Source organism: Limnobaculum eriocheiris (genome assembly GCF_021010575.1).
Lineage (GTDB): Bacteria > Pseudomonadota > Gammaproteobacteria > Enterobacterales > Enterobacteriaceae > Limnobaculum > Limnobaculum eriocheiris.
Genome location: NZ_JAJNAG010000052.1, coordinates 1 through 20,800 on the forward strand (window position 1 = coordinate 1; position 20,800 = coordinate 20,800).

The 20,800-nt window shown below is 44.0% G+C and carries 17 protein-coding genes; 7 read left to right on the forward strand and 10 right to left on the reverse strand.

From position 1 onward, the window contains the following. Window positions 1-146: 146 nt before the first annotated feature. Together aegA and LPW36_RS15605 are read right to left on the reverse strand one after the other, a co-directional pair. A complete protein-coding gene (gene aegA, locus LPW36_RS15600) occupies window positions 147-2,150 on the reverse strand; it encodes a formate-dependent uric acid utilization protein AegA (protein WP_230611172.1) in 2,004 nt (667 codons plus the stop codon). Between the two features lie 313 nt (window positions 2,151-2,463). Beyond that, window positions 2,464-4,005: a YdgA family protein gene (locus tag LPW36_RS15605; protein WP_230611175.1), complete on the reverse strand. Its 1,542-nt coding sequence runs from the start codon at window positions 4,003-4,005 to the stop codon at window positions 2,464-2,466. Between the two features lie 264 nt (window positions 4,006-4,269). Here LPW36_RS15605 and fumC point away from each other — a divergent pair, with 264 nt between their 5' ends. From fumC to LPW36_RS15625, 4 genes are all read left to right on the forward strand, one after another. Next, window positions 4,270-5,667 carry a class II fumarate hydratase gene (gene fumC, locus LPW36_RS15610; RefSeq protein WP_230611178.1) on the forward strand — a complete coding sequence of 466 codons (1,398 nt, stop codon included), beginning with the start codon at window positions 4,270-4,272 and terminating at the stop codon, window positions 5,665-5,667. Between the two features lie 369 nt (window positions 5,668-6,036). Further along, window positions 6,037-7,173, forward strand: a complete 1,137-nt coding sequence (locus LPW36_RS15615; protein ID WP_230611181.1) for a sugar diacid recognition domain-containing protein — start codon at window positions 6,037-6,039, stop codon at window positions 7,171-7,173. A 122-nt stretch (window positions 7,174-7,295) separates the two neighbouring features. Next, window positions 7,296-8,561, forward strand: coding sequence for a GntP family permease (locus tag LPW36_RS15620; RefSeq protein WP_230611183.1), 1,266 nt, complete (start codon window positions 7,296-7,298; stop codon window positions 8,559-8,561). A 7-nt stretch (window positions 8,562-8,568) separates the two neighbouring features. Beyond that, window positions 8,569-9,720, forward strand: a complete 1,152-nt coding sequence (locus LPW36_RS15625; protein ID WP_230611186.1) for a glycerate kinase — start codon at window positions 8,569-8,571, stop codon at window positions 9,718-9,720. A gap of 49 nt (window positions 9,721-9,769) precedes the next feature. Here LPW36_RS15625 and LPW36_RS15630 read toward each other — a convergent pair whose 3' ends face one another. Beyond that, window positions 9,770-9,907, reverse strand: a complete 138-nt coding sequence (locus LPW36_RS15630) for a DUF2770 family protein (protein WP_230611189.1) — start codon at window positions 9,905-9,907, stop codon at window positions 9,770-9,772. A gap of 13 nt (window positions 9,908-9,920) precedes the next feature. Beyond that, complete coding sequence (locus tag LPW36_RS15635; RefSeq protein WP_230611215.1) at window positions 9,921-11,153, reverse strand: MFS transporter; 1,233 nt, start codon at window positions 11,151-11,153, stop codon at window positions 9,921-9,923. Window positions 11,154-11,578: 425 nt separating this feature from the next. On the opposite strand from LPW36_RS15635, the gene mlc reads away from it, so the two are divergent. From mlc to LPW36_RS15650, 3 genes are all read left to right on the forward strand, one after another. After that, on the forward strand, window positions 11,579-12,796 hold the full coding sequence (gene mlc / locus LPW36_RS15640) for a sugar metabolism global transcriptional regulator Mlc (protein ID WP_230611192.1): 1,218 nt from the start codon (window positions 11,579-11,581) through the stop codon (window positions 12,794-12,796). Window positions 12,797-13,057: 261 nt separating this feature from the next. Then, window positions 13,058-13,729 carry a dethiobiotin synthase gene (bioD, locus tag LPW36_RS15645; protein ID WP_230611196.1) on the forward strand — a complete coding sequence of 224 codons (672 nt, stop codon included), beginning with the start codon at window positions 13,058-13,060 and terminating at the stop codon, window positions 13,727-13,729. Between the two features lie 125 nt (window positions 13,730-13,854). Then, entirely contained in the window at window positions 13,855-14,601 is a 747-nt protein-coding gene (locus LPW36_RS15650) for an SDR family oxidoreductase (protein WP_230611199.1), read from the forward strand. 69 nt (window positions 14,602-14,670) lie between these two features. Here LPW36_RS15650 and osmV read toward each other — a convergent pair whose 3' ends face one another. From osmV to LPW36_RS15680, 6 genes are all read right to left on the reverse strand, one after another. Beyond that, window positions 14,671-15,810: an osmoprotectant ABC transporter ATP-binding protein OsmV gene (gene osmV / locus LPW36_RS15655; protein ID WP_230611202.1), complete on the reverse strand. Its 1,140-nt coding sequence runs from the start codon at window positions 15,808-15,810 to the stop codon at window positions 14,671-14,673. Further along, complete coding sequence (gene osmW / locus LPW36_RS15660; protein WP_230611218.1) at window positions 15,810-16,457, reverse strand: osmoprotectant ABC transporter permease OsmW; 648 nt, start codon at window positions 16,455-16,457, stop codon at window positions 15,810-15,812. Before osmW ends, osmV begins: the two co-directional genes overlap by 1 nt. 10 nt (window positions 16,458-16,467) lie before the next feature. Further along, window positions 16,468-17,397 (reverse strand): glycine betaine ABC transporter substrate-binding protein, encoded by a 930-nt coding sequence (locus LPW36_RS15665; protein ID WP_230611204.1) that lies wholly within the window; start codon window positions 17,395-17,397, stop codon window positions 16,468-16,470. A gap of 33 nt (window positions 17,398-17,430) precedes the next feature. Next, window positions 17,431-18,147 carry an ABC transporter permease gene (locus LPW36_RS15670; protein WP_230611207.1) on the reverse strand — a complete coding sequence of 239 codons (717 nt, stop codon included), beginning with the start codon at window positions 18,145-18,147 and terminating at the stop codon, window positions 17,431-17,433. Between the two features lie 422 nt (window positions 18,148-18,569). Beyond that, complete coding sequence (locus tag LPW36_RS15675; RefSeq protein ID WP_230611210.1) at window positions 18,570-18,911, reverse strand: DUF1161 domain-containing protein; 342 nt, start codon at window positions 18,909-18,911, stop codon at window positions 18,570-18,572. A 181-nt stretch (window positions 18,912-19,092) separates the two neighbouring features. Continuing rightward, window positions 19,093-20,484, reverse strand: a complete 1,392-nt coding sequence (locus LPW36_RS15680; protein ID WP_230611213.1) for an L-cystine transporter — start codon at window positions 20,482-20,484, stop codon at window positions 19,093-19,095. Window positions 20,485-20,800: the final 316 nt, after the last annotated feature.

A 20,800-nucleotide genomic window follows, 5' to 3' on the forward strand; every position in this document is an offset into this window, starting at 1 on the left:
AACTTCTGACATACTTGGTAAACAGGCATAGAGGTGATCTCATTGAATTGATAGCACAATCAGTAGATCACAAAACTCTATGCCTGTCTTTTTTTACCTGCTCATTACTGGGGATTCCTCAGCGCATAGCGGGTGGTTATGATCAATCAGGATACTTTATTTAACCGTAATTCAGGCTGGTCGCCTTCGGTTAAGAAGCTAACAATACTTTTTGCTGCTTTACGACCATCAGCAATGGCCGTTACCACTAAGTCGGCCCCCCTGACCACATCACCGCCAGCAAATACTTTCGGGTTGCTGGTTTGGCAGGCAAAGTGGTTTAAATGAGGTGCCACGATAAAGCCATAACTATCGAGTTCTACGCCCATTTCTGCCAGCCATGGCATCGCATGAGGGCGGAAACCAAAGGCTTTAATAACGGCATCAGCGGGCTGTATAAACTCAGAGCCTTGAATCACTTTAGGACGACGACGGCCTTCAGCATCCGGTTCGCCCATTTCGGTTCTGACCAGTTTTACGCCACTAACGTGACCATCTTCATCCAGTTCAAGTGATACCGGCTGTACGTTGAACATAAATTCAACGCCTTCTTCGCGGGCATTTTTCACTTCTTTCTTAGAACCCGGCATATTGGCTTCATCACGACGGTAAGCACAGGTAACCTCAGTAGCACCCTGACGAATGGATGTCCGTAAACAATCCATGGCGGTATCGCCACCACCCAGAACTACAACACGCTTTCCAGACAGATTGATATAAGGTTCTTCTTTTAACTCTGGCAAATGCATGACTTTTTTAGTATTGGCAATCAGGAACGGCAGGGCATCGTAAACCCCTGGCGCATCTTCATTATCCAATCCTGCACGCATGGATTGATAGGTACCCACACCGACAAAAATCGCATCATAATCATTAAGCAGAGATTCAAAAGAGACATCTTTACCAATTTCAGTGTTCAGATGAAACTCAATACCCATTCCGGTAAAGATTTCACGACGGTGAACCATCACATCTTTATCCAGTTTAAAGGAGGGAATACCAAAGGTCAGCATACCGCCAATTTCCGGATGACGATCGAATACCACCGCATCGACACCGTTACGGGCCAGAATATCTGCACAGGCCAGACCGGCAGGGCCCGCACCAACAATAGCCACTCTCTTACCTAATGATTTAACCTGAGACAGGTCAGGTTTCCAGCCCATCTCAAATGCAGTATCAGTAATGTAACGTTCAATATTACCTACGGTGACGCCGCCTAAATTATGCAGAGTACAACTGCCTTCACACAGACGATCCTGCGGACAAACGCGACCGCAAATTTCCGGCAGGCTACTGGTTTGATGAGAAAGCTCGGCGGCTTCGATGATACGGCCTTGCTTCGCCAGAGAGATCCAGTGGGGTATACGATTATGCAGTGGGCAAGTCCATTCGCAGAAGGCGTGATCGCCACAGGTAATGCAGCGGTCCCCTTGTGTTTCAACTTGCTCAGGAGTGAAACGCTTGTAGATCTCAACAAATTCGGTTTTCCGCAAGGGTAAGTCGACTTTAATCGCATCACCCCGGGGAATAATCACTTTTCCAGCCAGTTTATTAGCAACACTATTTTCTGCTGATTGAACCCCTCTGGTTGCTCCTGACGGATCTTCACGCAGGGCTGCACGACGGAGTTTTTGCTGCTGTTGCTCAAGCAGATATTCCTGACTGAATACTTTTAATGCTTTGGTTGGACAATTAGCGACACAGGCCGGGCTATCTGCATCATCAACGCAAAGATCGCACTTATGGGCAGTTGTACGATTTGGGCCACCATCAGCCAAAGTTACGCTCTCTTCAACCATACCAATGGCGCCAAATGGACAGGCTAAAACGCAGGTTTTACAACCGATACATTTTTCTTTATCCAATTGAATACTGTTATCACCATGAGTTAATGCGGCGCTGGGGCAAACCTGAGCGCAGGGGGCATCTTCACAGTGTCGACAGGTAACCGCTGTTTTGATACTGGCGGTTTTAATCACTTTAATACGAGGAAAATAGAGCTCAGGAATCTCGGGATATTTACCCTGATTATGAGTTATAACGCAGGCAACTTCACAGACACGACATCCGATACAGGCTTTTGCATCGGCTATGACAAAGCGGTTCATAAATACTTCCTGTAAAGATCCGATTTAATCGGATTGCTTATAATTAGCTATATAGGGGTTACCATCACTTTTATTATGGTTATGGTGTTTATCACAGGAAAGCGGGGTTAACAATAGTGAAAATGCTGGAGAAAGTTTGTGAAATAACGATCGTGACCAAATGAAACTGAAACATAATTTCATTTAATCTTTTGATCATAAAAAGATATTTTTATCAAAGTATATTAAATGCAGATTTGCTGATACGTTTCCGCTGGAAATAAATTATTTCAGGCGGAAACGTTTATTTACTACCGTTAGGTTATTATATGCACTATTCCATACCAGACATCATAAATAAGTTGATGAACTGTTCCGCAGGCATTTTTTGACCATTCAGGTCAATCACACCATCTGCGTAGTTGAAGTTACTGGTAATCGTGTTGTCATCCAGCTTGCTGACCATCTTTTGTGCTAACCCAAGACCAACCATTTGTTGAACAGACTCCGTTGCCTGAGCTTGTGCTTCTTCAGCAGAAAGGCCGTCAAATATTTCATGATTAATTTTGACTTGCTCGTTTAGCATAGGAATGGAGAGTTTGCTATTGCTGCTGAATGACTTAATAGCATTCATTAGCAATTGTGACATATCTTCCATCGCCATATCTTGTAGGTCAGGCTTCATCATGGTCAATGACATATTAACCTGGCTTTCCCCTTTATCATTTTTCCAGACAAAAGGGGTAATGCTGATGACCGGATTAGCATCCAGGAAAGCCATCAGGTTATTCATCATCATATTACCAGCCTGTTCGGCGGACTCTTCTGCAGGTATACCCAGGAACAGGTAGGTCAGTTGATTTGAGTTTTGATTCAGGTATTGCAATGCTTTACCATCAAACTGGTCCAGTTTGAGTTTCAGGCTACCGGAACCTACCTTTTTCCCTTCAATACTTATTTGGCCGATAGTGGTATCAATTATTTGATTAATAAACTTATCGCTTTCCTGGGCATTGCTGGAGATTAAAAGATTATCGATAGCCAGCTTTGTCTGCTGTTTAACGGTATAGGTAATATTTTTCAACTCAATATCGCTAACGCCCACGCCAAGATCGAACTTACCAATTTTACCGTTGCTCTTGATGGTCAGGCCATTCATAACTAGCTGATCGGTATCTGTTTCAGCAACGATGAATTTTCCAATGCTGGCTATTATCTGATACTCCTTAGCTTTATTTTGAGTAACATCAATTTTAGCCGTGTCATATGATACTGTGCGTCCTTCATCGAACAGTTCAAATGGTGAACTGCTCAGGGTAACTGCCTCTTCACCTTTTAGTACTTTGGCGACGCCATTAATAGTTAATCCACTGAATTTAAATGCATTACCATCCTTTCCTGTTAACGGTTCTAACACCAGATTCAGATCAGAACTACCGCTATAGGAAGTTAAAATACCAACGCTAAGAGGAGACTTTCCGCCCGCCATTTCAAATAGCTCACTCAGAGAGCCTTGTTTAACCAGTTCAGTTTTTGAGTAAGCAAGTTTAGGAATCAGGCTGAATTTAGCCAACGGGAAGGGGCCATGACTGACTTCCTGGCGGATAGTTACGCTATCTTTTTGCGGCCCCTGATCGCTGGTTTGGTCGACCATTTCAAACTGATAATTAATAGTAGAGGAGAAAATACCGCGTTGATAATCAGCAACAGAAAGCTTTGCCTGATATTCAGGTGCATTCTTATCAATGTAGGCTTGAGCATCAACAATGGATTTATTTACCTGATCCTGGATCAATTTTCCTGTATACCATGCACCGCCAACCCAGGCGCCGCCTAGTACGACTAACACACCAACTGCAACTATCGATTTTTTCATCGTTCGTTCATCCTGTTCCTTTGTGGTTAACGACTTCTAATATCAGCGCATAACTATACTTATAACTAACTAAAAGAGATGCTGATTGTCCGCTGAAAGGTGGTCTATAAGCAACAATAGTTAAAAACATTTTACCTATAGTTAAATAATATTAATGATTCTCATCTTCATTAAACCGTGGAATGTCACATATTCATTGATCGCACTATGCGATGATTGTTACTGTTTATTAACATCTTTGTTGACCAGAATCAGGAGAAACTCATGGTTGCTATGCGTACAGAAAAAGATTCAATGGGCCCGATTGAAGTACCTGAAAACAACCTGTGGGGCGCACAAACACAGCGTTCACTGGAGCATTTCCGCATATCTCAGGAAAAAATGCCCAAGGCGTTGATTCATGCTTTAGCTCAGGTGAAGCGCGCGGCCGCTACAGTGAATATGCAATTAGGGCTACTGGATGAAAAGAAAGGCCAGGCCATTATCAGCGCTGCCGATGAAGTGCTGGCTGATAAGCACGGTAATGAGTTTCCTCTTTCTATCTGGCAGACTGGTTCCGGAACGCAAACCAATATGAATATGAACGAAGTACTCGCCAATCGCGCCAGTGAAATCCTGGGCGGTAAACGGGGTAACGATCGTTTAGTTCACCCTAATGATGATGTGAACAAAAGCCAGAGCTCTAATGATGTATTTCCAACCGGTATGCACGTTGCGGCAGTTATTGCGGTACGTAATCATTTATTACCGGAACTGAAAGCATTACATAAAGTGTTAGCTGACAAGTCTGAAGCGTTTCACGATATCGTCAAAATTGGCCGGACTCATTTGCAGGATGCCACACCGTTAACGCTGGGTCAGGAGATTTCAGGCTGGGCAGCCATGCTGTCATATAATATTCAACATATTGAAAACTCAATACCACACCTTAGCGAACTGGCTTTAGGTGGAACCGCTGTTGGTACCGGGTTAAATACCCATCCTGAATATGCCTTACGGGTGGCGAAAGAGCTGGCATCATTAACCGGACAGCCGTTTGTCACTTCACCAAATAAATTTGAAGCGCTGGCAACCTGCGATGCTTTAGTTCATTCTCATGGCACATTAAAAGGGCTGGCTGCATCACTAATGAAAATTGCCAACGATGTACGTTGGCTGGCTTCAGGCCCTCGTTGTGGTATCGGTGAAATTGCCATCCCGGAAAATGAACCTGGTAGTTCAATTATGCCGGGTAAAGTCAATCCAACTCAATGCGAAGCGCTTACTATGCTGTGTGCTCAGGTAATGGGTAATGATGTAGCGATTAATATCGGCGGAGCATCCGGTAATTTCGAACTTAACGTTTATCGCCCAATGATTATTGATAACTTCTTGCAATCAGCTCGCCTGCTGGCAGATGGCATGAACAGTTTTAATAAGCACTGTGCTATTGGTATTGAACCAAACAGAAAGCGAATCGCCCAATTACTGAATGAATCGCTGATGCTGGTAACGGCACTTAATACCCATATTGGCTATGACAAAGCGGCTGAAATTGCGAAAAAGGCCCATAAAGATGATCTCACTTTAAAAGCCTCGGCGCTGAAATTAGGTTATCTGACCGAGACTCAGTTTGATGAATGGGTCAAACCTGAAGATATGGTTGGCAGTATGAAGAAATAACGAAATTCTGCAAATTTAATCTTAACAGACAGGTTTTTTTAAAGCGATTCTACAATCCGTAATCATGCTTGGGTGATTACGGATTTTTTGCTTTCTATTTCTCATGATAATTAGTTAAATCGTGAACCATATCCCTCTGGAGTCTTTATCAAAATAAAAATGATACTTTTTCAATGAACAACAAAGCATTAGCAACTAATTGTTGAATTTATAATCATTATTTTTGTGTGAATAAACAATACGGATTACTAATTCAGTGCTATTTTTTTAAAAAACCAAGACATTGATGTTGTTATTCGTTAATAGTAGAGATATTCCAGCCAGTGACATAACGGTTTGTTTTACCAGAATTAGTTCTGAGAGACTTAAATGCACATTATTCGATCCAATTACCTTAAAGATTCAACTGCGCGCCAGATTGTTCAGCGCACCATGAGTATTATTCACCACTCCGTTAATGTTATGGATGAACATGGGGTAATTATTGCATCTGGTGAACCCACCAGAATTCATCAACGTCATGAGGGGGCCATACTGGCCCTGACAGAAAACCGTATAGTGGAAATTGATCACGCTACTGCCAGTCAGTTGAAAGGTGTAAAACCCGGCATTAATTTACCCATCAGTTTTCAGGATCAATTGATAGGCGTACTGGGAATATCCGGAGAACCTTCGGAAGTCAGAGCCTACGCTGAGCTGGTTAAAATGGCCGCTGAATTAATTATTGAACAGATGGCGTTACTGGAACAAAAACAGTGGGATAAACGCTACCGGGAAGAGTTAGTTAACCAGCTGATATTACAGGATACTTATTCAGCGTCATTAAACTCTATGGTCTCATATCTCGGAGTAAATCTGCTACAACCCAGAGTGGTACTGATTGTTGAGTTACAGCAACCGGACAGCGAAGTTTTACGTAACCTGATTGATTTTTTTGAATACAGTGCGCGCGACCATCTGGTCACTTTTACCGACTTTAATGAATTAGTGGTACTGAAACCCATTAATCTCAAACAAGGAGAGTGGGATCCTCAGCAAGAACTGACCGAGCTACAGCGTTTCAGAGGACAAATTGAATCGGCAGGATTCTTTCGTATGACGGTAGGAGGCTATTTTGCCGGAGAAGGTGGCCTCCGGCGCTCCTATCAAACCGCTAAGGCGACACAGGATATGGCCCGACGTTTGAAACTTAAAAACAAATATGTTTTCTATTCCGACCATGCATTACCGGCTCTGCTGGGAGGATTGGCGGATAGCTGGCAGGCACAGGAATTATCACGAGTATGGTTAAAACTTGTGGCTCAGGATAATAAAGGTATTTTACAAACGACCCTCAAACAGTATTTCGAACAGAATTGTGATCCTTCTCAAACCGCAGCCAGCCTGTACATTCACATCAATACATTGCGATATCGATTGCAGAGAATTGAAGAGATAACCGCATTGAAAATCAATGATATGCAGCAAGCTGCCTGGCTTTATATTGGCATGAAATTACAAAGCTAGTTTGTATATTTCTACAACTTCTTCAACCAAATCATCCAGCTATTTAGCTGGATGTCTCAAGATTAAATTCGGTTTCACAGACAGTATCTATTATCCCAGTACCTTACTTATGGAGAATAATAATGACAACTGTCTCTGCAATAGGGGCGATAGCAGCATTAGTGGTTGCAATCGTTCTGATATTAAGAAAAGTTTCACCGGCTTACGGCATGATGATTGGTGCTCTGGTTGGTGGTTTAATTGGTGGGGCTGATTTAGTTCAGACGGTTACCCTAATGGTAACCGGAGCCCAGGGCATTACTAACGCCGTATTACGTATTCTGGCTGCGGGTGTGCTGGCCGGCGTCTTAATTGAATCCGGTGCGGCTAATACCATTGCGGAAACTGTAGTGCGTAAAGTTGGGGAAACCCGGGCGTTACTGGCGCTAGCTATTGCCACCATGCTATTAACCGCAGTTGGCGTATTTATTGATGTGGCAGTGATTACCGTGGCGCCAATTGCGCTATCCATTGCTCAACGAGCCGAACTGTCGAAAATGGCTATTTTGCTGGCCATGATTGGTGGCGGCAAAGCGGGTAACGTTATGTCGCCCAATCCCAATTCTATTGCCGCTGCGGATGCATTTAACGTACCGCTAACTTCCGTGATGATGGCAGGTATTGTGCCGGGAATTTTCGGACTTATCGTGGCCTATTTTTTAGCCAAACGTCTGGTTAACAAAGGCAGCAAAGTTGAATCTCATGAAGTGATTTCCCATCAGCCCGGAACTCAACCGGGCTTTCTGGCAGCCATTAGTGCCCCCGTTGTTGCTATTGCCTTGCTATCTCTGCGTCCTGTTGCGGGAATCTCCATCGACCCACTGATTGCTTTACCGGTTGGCGGTCTGGTTGGTGCCTTAATGATGGGGCGCATTAAACAAAGCAATGCCTTTATGATCGCCGGTTTAAACCGGATGGCACCTGTCGCCATCATGCTGTTAGGAACAGGAACCCTGGCGGGCATTATTGGCAACTCAGGTTTAAAAGAAGTGTTGATCGATGGACTTACCGTTTCTGGTTTGCCACCTTATTTGTTAGCACCAATCTCCGGTGCCATTATGTCAATGGCTACCGCGTCAACAACCGCAGGGACCGCTGTGGCTTCCGGCGTATTCAGTCATACCTTACTGGAGCTGGGAGTTAGTGCATTAGCCGGAGCCGCCATGATTCACGCCGGTGCAACCGTACTTGACCATTTACCTCACGGCAGCTTTTTCCACGCCACTGGTGGTAGCGTAAATATGCAAATCAGAGAACGCCTTAAGTTACTACCTTATGAAACGGCAATTGGTTTAGTGATAGCGATTGTATCTACATTGATGTTTGGTGTATTTGGACTGGCAGGATAGACGTTATATGAAAATTGTAATTGCACCCGACTCATTTAAAGAAAGTCTGTCCGCTATGCAGGTCGCTACTGCAATTCAGCAGGGATTTTGCGAAATTTATCCTGATGCTGAATACATCAAATTACCCATGGCCGATGGTGGTGAAGGTACCGTGACCTCTATGGTTGAAGCCACCGGAGGTCAATACCTTAAACAGATCGTCACAGGGCCACTGGGAGAACCGGTTGAAGGCTATTGGGGACTAATGGGAGATGGTAAAACTGCCGTAATCGAAATGGCCGCAGCATCCGGACTTCATTATGTTTCCCCGGAGTTACGCAATCCGCTATTGACCACTAGTCAGGGTACCGGAGAGTTGGTTTTAGCCGCGCTGGACATGGGGATTGAACATATTATTTTAGGAATTGGCGGTAGTGCCACTAACGATGGTGGTGCAGGAATGATGCAAGCCCTTGGCGTACAGTTTAAAGACGCGCAAGGTAATGTACTCAATGTTGGTGGTGGAGCACTTTGTAACCTGACCGATATTGATGTCAGTAGGTTAGATCCCCGCTTAGCTGGCGTATCGATTACCGTGGCTTGTGATGTTAACAATCCGTTATGTGGGCCATCCGGTGCATCCGCAATCTTTGGTCCACAAAAAGGAGCAACGCCAGAGATGGTTAAAACGCTGGATGCAGCACTATTTTCTTATGGTTCGCTAATTGAGAAAGTCACCGGTAATTCGGTACTCAATGCAGCAGGAGCCGGTGCTGCCGGTGGAATGGGAGCCGCCTTATTGGGACTATTAAATGCAGAGCTCAAACCGGGTATTGATATCGTTATTAAGGCATTGGGTCTGGATAATCTGGTAAAAAGTGCCGATCTGGTCATTACCGGTGAAGGACGCATTGATAGCCAGAGTATTCATGGGAAAACGCCTATTGGTGTGGCGCGCTCTGCCAAACGCTTCAACAAACCGGTGATTGCACTGGCCGGAGGATTAACGGCGGATCATCAGGTGGTCCATACTCATGGGCTTGATGCCGTATTCTCTGTATTGACCCGGGTTGGCACATTACCTGAAGCCTTACAGGAAGCAGAAAATAACCTGAGAATTACTGCAAGGAATATTGCCAGCATTTGGAGAATGGCTCAAATGTCCTCAGAGAATAAATAGAAGCGTGTTATAAAGGAGCCGGTCGGCTCCTTTATAACAATAAAATCAATCATTCATAGAACCAGACGTAATAAATATCCAGCAACAGAACAATGAACCATATGACGATATAAATCATCATATGGTTCCTGATATTGTTCATCACTGAATCAATAATGCGTGACACCAGATCTTTCTTTTCTTTCACCTGAACCTCTTTTTTAGCGGCTTTTCGGTTTTGCTAACGCTTCCGGCAAACGAGCAAGATAACGCCCAATAAACAGGGCGCAAAGTAGCATTCCGGCAAGAAATATCACTAATCCGCTCCAGCCATAGTTATGCCAGAAATATCCACCTAAGGTCCCGGCAATGCTGGAACCGACATAATAAAAAAACAGATACAGTGCTGATGCCTGGCCTTTAGCCCGTTTTGCCCGATGACCAATCCAACTGCTGGCGATGGAGTGTGCGGCAAAAAAACCGGGAGTAAAGATCAGCATACCAATAAAGATAAGCCAGATTGATGAAAACAGGCTAATACATAACCCTAATAACATTAACGCGACAGAGCTGATAAATACCGGGCCCCGGCCATATTTCACGCTCAGTGAGCCAGCTTTAGGAGAACTAAGCGTACCTGTCAGATAAACCAGAGACAGTAACCCAATAAACGCCTGACTAATGTGGTAAGGCGGTTGCATTAAACGATAGCCAATATAGTTAAACAAGGTAACAAAGGCTCCCATCAATAAGAAACCCTCAGCAAACAGCAAAGGCAAACCACGATCGTGCCAGTGTAAGCGAAAGTTAATCAGCAGAGTTCGAGGGCGCAGGGAGGAGGCGCGAAAATGACCTGAGGGAGGAAGTATGCGCCAAAAAACAATAGCCGCGATTAAAGCGATACAGCCTATGCTACCCAAAGTAATACGCCACGAAAACAGGTCAGTCATTACACCGCTAATAAGACGTCCGCTCATACCACCAATGGAGTTGCCACTGATATATAAACCCATAGCAAAGGCAACAAACATGGGGTCTATCTCTTCGCTAAGATAGGTCATGGCAACCGCAGCCACCCCACTTAACGCCAGACCGACCAACGCCCTCATGATCAAAATACCGTGCCAACTGGTGGTTAGTGAGCAGGCAATGGTCAATGTGGCTGCCAGCATTAATGTAACCACCATCACTGGTTTACGGCCCACGGCATCAGAAATAGGGCCGGTAAACAGTAAACCTACCGCCAACATGGCCGTTGAGACAGACAAAGACAAGCTGCTGCTGGCCGGTGAAATACCAAAGTCGTGAGAGAGTATTGGTAAAATAGGCTGAACGCAATAAAGCAGGGCAAAGGTAGCCAGACCGGCTGAAAACATTGCCGCAGTTACTTTAATAAAATCGGTAGTTCCTCTCACGATATAAGGCGAACGGGAACGCGATACTTTTGTTTTTATGACAGGATTGAAAACTGGTAAGGTGTTTAAGTCAGGTTCGGGAGCTGCCTCATCGGTAGAAGACTCTGTCAGATTCGCCTGTTCGGGCTTATGCTGTGCCACGATAATTCCTCAGCCATAACTGGCAATAATCAGGAAATTAAAACTATACATTGGTGACAAATATTATCAGGTAAACGATAATTGAAAACCATTTATGATATTAGCCGGAAAATGCCAATTTTATTGTTGTGATCATCGCAGGTTGGATAAATAAGAGCCAGTTAGCGCCAAACAAGTGCTTAAATGATAGAAATAAAAACGGATCCTGTTAATCTCCCTGTCGTCATCGGTTAAATCGTATTGTTTTTATTATAGATTGCAACACATATAAATTCCGATAGCTGGGTTATAAGATTTAATCAGTCGTATTCAGAGGCAACAACGTGAATAGAGAAGGGCAACCGGGACATATTGACCATATCAAGCAGACTAACACAGGGGCGGTATATCGACTTATCGATCAGTATGGTCCGGTTTCACGTATTGATTTATCTAAGATATCCCATCTGGCACCAGCCAGTATCACCAAGATTGTTCGTGAACTGTATGATGCACATTTGGTTAAAGAAACTGAATTTAGTGAGGCGGGTAGCCGTGGTCGCCCGGCGGTAGGCGTCGAACTGGATACTCAGGCATGGCACTATTTAAGCGGCCGTATTCATTATGGCTATCTGACGCTGGCCCTAAGAGACTTAAGCAATCAGCTGATTATTGAAGAACAGATTGATTTTCCCATTGATGAAAATAACTCCTGGCTGGAACGTTTCATTTATCAAATAGAATCCTTCTTTACCCGCCATCAAAAACTATTGGAACGCCTGACTGCTATTGCCATTACCATGCCGGGCATCATTGATGCTACCGCGGGCATCGTACATAAAATGCCATTCTACAACGAAGAGAATGTCCCTTTAGGCCCTATGCTCAGTAAAAGAACCGGGCTGCCGGTATATGTTCAGCAGGATGTATCCGCCTGGGCCATCAGTGAAGCGCTGTATGGCGCAGCTTTTGGCTGTCAGAATGTAATTCAGATAGTGATTGATGATGTGGTAGGTGCCTCAGTTATTACCGACGGGCGTATTCTTCACGCGGATTCCAGTCGGCGCATTGAAATAGGGCATACTCAGGTTGATCCCACAGGAAAGGCCTGCTATTGCGGTAATCATGGCTGCCTTGAAACCATTGCCAGCATGAGCAATATTCTGGAAAGAACACGCCAGTTACTGCCCGCTAACCCTGATTCTCTGCTCAATTATTCACCTGTCACTATTGAAAATTTATGTGATGCTGCCAACAAAGGGGACAGATTAGCCAAAGAGATCATCAGCTATGTCGGAGAGAGTATCGGACATATCGCTGCGCTGATGGTCAATATTTTCAATCCGGAAAAAATTATCATTGGTTCACCGCTAAATGCTTCTTCCGGCACACTTTATCCGGCGATAGAGCAGAGCATTCAGCAACAATCCTTACCGCAATACCGTGCAGATATCCGCATCGCACCAACCCACTTTGTTAATGTAGGAACCATGCCCGGCGCTGCGCTGGTAAAAATGGCGCTATACAATGGCTCTCTGCTGGTTAAACTTCTTCAGGGATAATCTGCTTAATATATTCAAACTTCCATTATTTACCTCTAATTAAGTATTAACGTTTTGTTTTATAAAAAATATATTAGCTGTTTTAGCAAATCTTGAGCTAACGCAATCTATTCAATCAGGCCTTAGCCTAGACTTTTGATCCTGAGATGAATATCACTGCTTATAAATTCGATTATATTTTTGTTGCTTATTCCGTTTTAGCGACCCGGCATCTGATACGAATCAATCATTTATTTAGAAGGTTTCGGAGCAATAACTTTTATGCCGAATCGATTTTTTGTAACAGGTACTTGTACTGAAGTGGGCAAAACCGTTATTTCACGAGCCCTGTTACAATCGTTCATTAAACAGGGAAAGCGTGCGGTAGGGTATAAGCCTATCGCTATTGCCTCCCATATCACTGATGAAGGAGCAAGAAACCATGATGCTATGGTTCTTCAGTCTTCTTCATCCATTCGTGTGTCTTATGATGAAGTTAATCCCGTGATCATTGAAGATCATGCCGCGTTAACTTACAGCGATAGTCCCATGGATTACGCTCGTCTTTCTCGTGGATTAAGCCATCTTCAATCTCAGGCTGATGCGGTGATTGTTGAAGGTACCGGTGGCTGGCGTTTCCTGTTAAATGGTATGCGTCCTATTTCTGACTGGGTGATTGAAGAGAAGCTCTCGGTGATTGTAGTGGTTGGTATTCAGCTTGGCTGCATTAATCACGCAATTCTCACTGCCGAGGCCATTACCCGCGATGGGTTAAATATTGCCGGATGGGTAGCAAACCGTATCAACCCAGGTTTAGCCTATTACGCAGAAACTATTGAAGCACTCAAACAGAATATTCCGGCGCCGCTGATTGGTGAATTACCGTATATCTCCCGACCAGAAGAGCGGGATTTAACTCGCTTTATCGATCTTAGCCGCATAAAAAACAGCTGATATTGCATTGCCGTCATCCGATTAATCGACGATGATGAAAATGTGAGACAGAAATCGAGTCCTCTCCTTTTGACTGATGTATAGCCAAAAGGTTTTCTTATATTAAACAGGCAAGGGGAAATGTAATGGTTGTTTTTGTTACCGGTGCATCGGCAGGATTTGGTCAGGCGATCGTCAGAAAATTTGTTACTCAGGGCCACTATGTGATTGGCGTAGCGCGTCGTGCAGAGCGTCTTCAACAGCTAAAAAATGAGCTGGGTGATAAGTTTCTTCCCGTTGAGTTGGATGTTTGCGATCGTGAAAAATTGTTGGCTACGTTAAAGACGCTGCCTGAGGCGTTTAAGAATATTGACCTACTGGTGAACAACGCAGGTTTAGCCTTAGGTTTAGAGCCAGCGAATAAAGCGGATTTCAGTGACTGGACCACCATGATTAACACTAACGTGACGGCACTGGCATCGGTAACTCACGCGATTTTACCGCAGATGGTGGAGCAAAATCGCGGCCACGTCATTAATATCGGCTCCATTGCCGGAACCTATCCATATCCGGGAGGGAACGTATACGGCGCCACTAAGGCTTTTGTAAAACAGTTTAGCCTTAATTTGAGGGCAGATCTGGCGGGTACCGCTATTCGCGTAACGGATGTGGAACCGGGACTGTGCGGCACCACTGAATTCTCCAATATGCGTTTCAAAGGAGACGATGCCAAGGCAGCCAGCCTGTATGAAAATGTCCAGCCGCTGACCGCTACCGATATAGCCGAAACGGTGTACTGGATCGCTACTCAACCGGCTCATGTTAATGTTAACCGCATTGAGTTAATGCCGGTGGCGCAAAGCTTTTCGCCGTTGAAGGTTACCAAAGATTAATCTGTGCGTAAGATAAGAGTTTAAAAGCGCCTTACAGGCGCTTTTAAACTTAATCAGTGACAATGTCACCTAAGCTGCAGAAATCTTCCGTTTTGTACGCCCGGAACTCAGATAACTGGCAATATAATCCTGAGAGATCTCACCGCTATAACGTCCTTCTTCATCCACAATAGGCATCCACACCAGGTTGTGTTCATAAAGTTTTGACAGCACTACCCGTAGATTATCTTCCGCTCTGGCGGTAATGGTGATCGGGTGAGTTAATTCACCACACAAACCTTCAGCACCACGGGCTTCACGACGCTTAACAAAGCCCAGCGGCTTCTCATCATCATTTACCACAATAATAGAACGCATATCGTTGTCATCCATAATAGTGAAGGCTTCACTTAATGGCGTAGAACGACGAACGGTTAAAGTTTCCTGCATATCGGTAACGTCACCGGCCTGAACTAATAACAGGCGTTTTAAGGTACGATCCTGACCAACAAATGACCCCACAAACTCATCGGAAGGTTTAGCCAGTAACTCATCCGGCGTGGCACACTGAACAATTTTTCCCTGGCGGAAGACAGCAATACGATCGCCAAGTTTGAGCGCTTCATCAATATCATGACTCACCAGAATAACGGTTTTATTCAGCTTACGCTGCATCTCCTGAAACTCGTTTTGAATTGATTCGCGGTTAATGGGGTCAACGGCACCAAAAGGTTCATCCATCAGCAATACCGGAGGATCCGCTGCCAGTGCACGAATCACACCAATACGCTGCTGTTGACCACCGGACATCTCTTTAGGATATCGTTTAAGAAAACGTTTTGGATCAAGGGCGACCATCTCCATCAGTTCACTGGCACGCTCTTTACAGGCCTTTTTATCCCAACCCAGCATGCGCGGAACAATAGTAATATTTTCTTCAATGGTCATATTCGGGAACAGACCAATTTGTTGGATCACATAACCAATTTTGCGGCGTAGGGTAACGGTATCCAGTCCCGAGGTATCTTCACCGTTAATTAAAATACGCCCGCTGCTGGGGGTAATCAGACGGTTGATCATTTTCAGGGTTGTGGTTTTACCACAGCCTGAGGGACCTAACAGGACGCACATTTCACCGGCAGGGACATGTAAATTAATATTATCAACGGCGTTAAACGCCTTACCACTTTTCTGTTTAAACTGCTTGGTCAGATTTTCTAATTTAATCATTATCGAATTCCTTTAGGCGTCAGGGCAATTTGTAAACGGTGTAATAACCAGTCCATCGCGATCGCCAACAGGCTGATCATAATAGCGCCAGTGATTAATAAACGCGGGTCACTTCGACTGATGCCATGTAATAACAACAGGCCTAATCCACCGGCACCGATAACGGCTGCAATAGCCATTACGCCAATATTCATTACAACTGCGGTGCGTACACCACCAAAAATCACAGGCAAAGACATGGGGATTTCAACCCAACGCAAACGCTGCCAAAAGGTCATGCCAATTCCACGGCCAGCTTCTCTTAGCCCGCCGGGTAAATTATTCAGCGCAATATGGGTATTACGCACTATAGGTAACAACGAATATAAAAATACCGCTGTTACTGCGGGGACAAAGCCAATTCCCTGACCAATAATAGAGAAAATTGGAATCATCAAACCAAATAGGGCAATAGAAGGGATGGTTAATACCACTGTAGCCAGACTCAAAACCGGCGTTGCTAACCACTTATAACGTACAATTAAAATGCCCAAAGGTACGCCGATAATAATGGCTAAACCAACGGCAATACTAACCAGAAGCATATGTTGTGCGGTTAATCCTGCGATATAACCAGCGTCTTGCCACATATAGGAAAGGGTTTCCATCATTGCCTCCTTAAAGCAAACCGTTGTCTTTTAAGAATTGAGTGGCAACCCGTTTAGCAGATTGGTGTTCAATATCCACTTTGGCGTTCAGGGCCGAGATAGTATCGTTATCTAACAGACGAGACAGGGTATTCAGCGCTTCTGCCAGCGCTGGATTAGCATTCAACACTTCTGCACGAACGGTAGGCGTGACAGCGTAACTTGGAAAATAACCTTTATCATCTTCAAGCACTTTCAGGTCAAAGCCATTAACTCGTCCATCAGTGGTATAAATTAGCCCCGCATCAACAAAGCCATCACGAATGGCGTTATATACCAGACCTGGATCCATCTGGCGGATCTGTGGTCGTTCCAAATTCAGCTGATAGGCATTCTGCATGGGTTTCAGACCGTCAGAACGGTTAACAAACTCAGTATCAAAAGCTATCATCCAGTTATGTTTAGCATCGGTTTTCTGAATTTGAGTAATACGCTCAACCAGTTGTGAAAGGGTGCTGATATTCTCTTTTTCAGCTCTGGTACGTTGCATGGCAAAGGCATAGGTGTTATTCATTTTTGCCGGTTCCAGCCAGACAATACCTTGTTTTGCGTCCAGTTTTTTTACCGTGTTATAGGTCTCTTCCGTCGACATAGCCTCATGGATCTGGTTATACACGATTAGCGAAGTACCAGTATATTCCCAGACAATATCCACCTGCTTATTAAGCATGGCGTTACGAATAATCGTAGAGGCAAGATCGGTTTTAGGGGTAACGTTAATACCTTTAGCGGTCAGATATTGAACTGTAATTGCAGAAAGAATGTGCTGTTCGGTAAAGTTTTTACTCGCCAGCACTAAAGGAGCGGCATGAACGGTAAGGCTGGTAAATAACAGTGCACTCAGTACACTGAACTTCACCGTTCGTCCCCATTGTTGGTATCGTTGTTTTAATTTAATCATAATCATCCAAATCTGTAGTGGCATATACCTGACTTATTTCGCCAGTTGCGGACTTAATACATAGCTAAGACCGGCAAGAAGAGAATCCAGTGCTAAAGCGATAATTGCGGTTGCCACAGCGCCCAGAATGAGCAATGGGAAATTATTCAGATAAATTCCGGGAAAAATCAGTTCGCCAAAACTACTGGCACCAATCAGGAAGGTTAATGGCACTGTACCTACATTGATGGCAGCAGAAACGCGAATCCCGGACATAATCACAGGTAAAGCATTCGGTAATTCTACTTTTATTAAGCGCTGCATGGATGTCATGCCGATACTGTTGGCTGCTTCAATTATTGAAGGTGGAATCGAACGAAGTCCTGAATAGGTGTTACGAACTATGGGCAATAGCGACGCCAGAAAAAGGGCAAAGATTGCCGGTTTATCGCCGATCCCTACGACAACCATAGCTAGAGCCAGAACCGCTAAAGGTGGTAGGGTGTTACCTACATTGAATACCTGCATGGCAGATTCAGCCCAACGACGAGCAAAAGGGCGACTTAGCAGTACTCCGCTGGGTAAGCCTACAACCAGCGCCAGAAACATAGAACATCCGACCAGAAACATATGTTGTTTACCAAGATAGACCAGATCCTCAGCATGAAGCTTTAGCGTATCCATACCAATACCGTAAATCAGTAAGGCAAGCACCGTAATAAACAGCAGGCCCCCTATTATGATGCGTCTTAGTAACGCGGATTTATGCATATATTTTATCTCCCGGGATAGTTATTTATGAGTAAGTAATTCTTCGGGCAACAAAAAAATCGTCACTAAATGGGTATTTAGTTAAACGAAAATAGAGAAAACATTGAAAATTTCGGATGTGTTCAGCAAAAAATATTATTTTAAGGATGGGCGGCAGTATTTCCTCAACTCATCGTACTTTTAAAGGTATATCACCATGTTTAAGCCAATGCCAAATTATCAGCTGAATTAATTCATATGAAATAAATAGTATTCTTCACTACAGTCCTTGTTATAACTGAGTTATAGGGAATTTAACTTTTTTTACAAAGAGTAAGTGACACCGTAACAAACGAATTTATTCATTTATCAACGGATCGCAGAAAAATGGTGGGGATAATCGATAAAAGCCCTCAAAAAGAGGGCTAAAACAAAAATGAGGATCATGGCTGGGTTTGAGGTTGAAGCTCAGGATGTTCAGTATCCTCTACCACTGGAGCTTTCTCTGAAATACCACTGTCCGATGCTGCCGGAGTGGCTTCAGACGTATGCTGTTTGATATATACAATCTTCTGTTTACCATGCCCACAATTACCGACTACGGTTTCCCCGGCTTGTTCTGCCTGCCCGACAGGAATTACGCTCAGTTGAAATCCGGATGCAGGTACGCCATTGTTGATAATTTTCTGGGCTATCTCAGCTTTAATTTCATCACAAGTTGCAGCATATGTAGCTAATGGGGCCAGTAGCATTGTGGCCGTCAGTAACAGTAGAGACTTTTTCATCGAGCATTCCTCTGGTTGCGTATGACGCATGGGTTATTCGATAGATAGATGACAATAACCTAATTATTCTAGCAGAAATTATCTTTTAAAATTTTAGCTCCTTCAGGTTTTGTAAAGTATTAGAATGAGAAACAATAATGCAGCCCGCAGGCTGCATTATTTTACTCAGATAAGCTTAAGGTTAACGGTGAGCTAATTCACCATCTTCTTCTGATTCAAAAACGCTTTTATCCGTTTCTTTTAGAATTTGACTGGTAATGGTACCCGCTGTCATTGCACCGTTTACGTTTAATGCAGTACGGCCCATATCAATTAATGGTTCAACCGAAATCAGCAGGGCGACCAGCGTAACAGGCAGGCCCATAGTAGGTAGCACAATCAGTGCAGCGAAGGTTGCACCACCGCCAACACCGGCTACGCCAGCCGAACTAACGGTAACGATAGCTACCAGAGTCACAATCCACATTGGATCGAATGGGTTAATACCTACGGTTGGCGCGACCATAACTGCTAACATTGCCGGATAGATCCCCGCACAACCATTCTGACCGATAGTAGCACCAAATGATGCAGAGAAACTGGCAATCGTTTCTGGTACCCCCAGACGACGTGTTTGAGCTTCAACGTTCATCGGGATACTGGCGGCACTTGAACGACTGGTAAACGCGAAAGTTAATACCGGTAGTACTTTTCTGAAGTATTTCATCGGATTAATACCGCTGAAAGTCAACAGAATAGCGTGAACTACAAACATCAGCGCCAGAGCGATGTAGGATGCCACAATAAAGCTACCCAGTTTCATCAAATCCTGAATGTTAGAACCGGCGACCACTTTAGTCATTAACGCCAGAACACCATAAGGAGTCAGCTTAATCACTAAACGAACCAGCTTCATTACCCAGGATTGCAGAGTATCAATCGCCGTCAGAACGCGTTGACCTTTTACTTCATCATCTTTTAACAGCTGTAGTGAGGCTACGCCCAGGAAAGCAGCGAAAATAACCACACTGATAATTGATGTTGGGCTGGCACCGGTCAGGTCGGCAAACGGATTTTTAGGAATAAAAGAAAGAATCAACTGAGGTGTCGTCAGATCGGCTACTTTACCCATATAGTTGGACTCAATGGCGCCCAGACGCGCAGTTTCCTGAGCACCCTGTACCAAACCTTCTGCGGACAGACCAAACAATAGGGTAATCATAATACCGATAAACGCGGCTATCATGGTGGTAAAAAGCAGGATCCCTATGGTCAGGAAGCTGATTTTTCCTAATGAAGATGCATTATGCAGTTTTGCTACGGCACTCAAAATCGATACAAATACTAATGGCATAACAATCATCTGTAATAACTGAACGTAGCCATTACCAACAATATTAAACCAAGAGATAGATTCTTTCAGGATAGGGCTATTCGCACCGTAAACCAGCTGTAATCCCAGGCCAAAAATAACGCCGACAATAAGGCCGATCAGCACCTTTTTCGCCAGACTCCAATTAGTATGACGTGCTTGTGCCAGAAGAAATAGCAACGCTATAAAAACCAACACATTTATTATTAACGGTATGTTCATTCCCGACCTCAGTCAAAATTATTATTATGTTCAAATAGTAAACAATAGATATTGCGTGGAAGTATTGTAACAGTTAAGCAATATTACTACTTATAGCAAAATAGTATTGTTTATGCTGTTTAATTGTATATAAAAAGCTATCTTTATGATTAATAAATCATTTAATTATGATAGTCATCGCCATTAGGATTGATAGCTGCTATGAATGGTCGGATGCAAGCCACAATCAGCTTTAATTCGATAGTAAGCTTGAAGTTCTTCCAGTAGATCACAAACTTTAGCCGGTTGAGTTTTACACTTGAGTAGCGGGATTAAA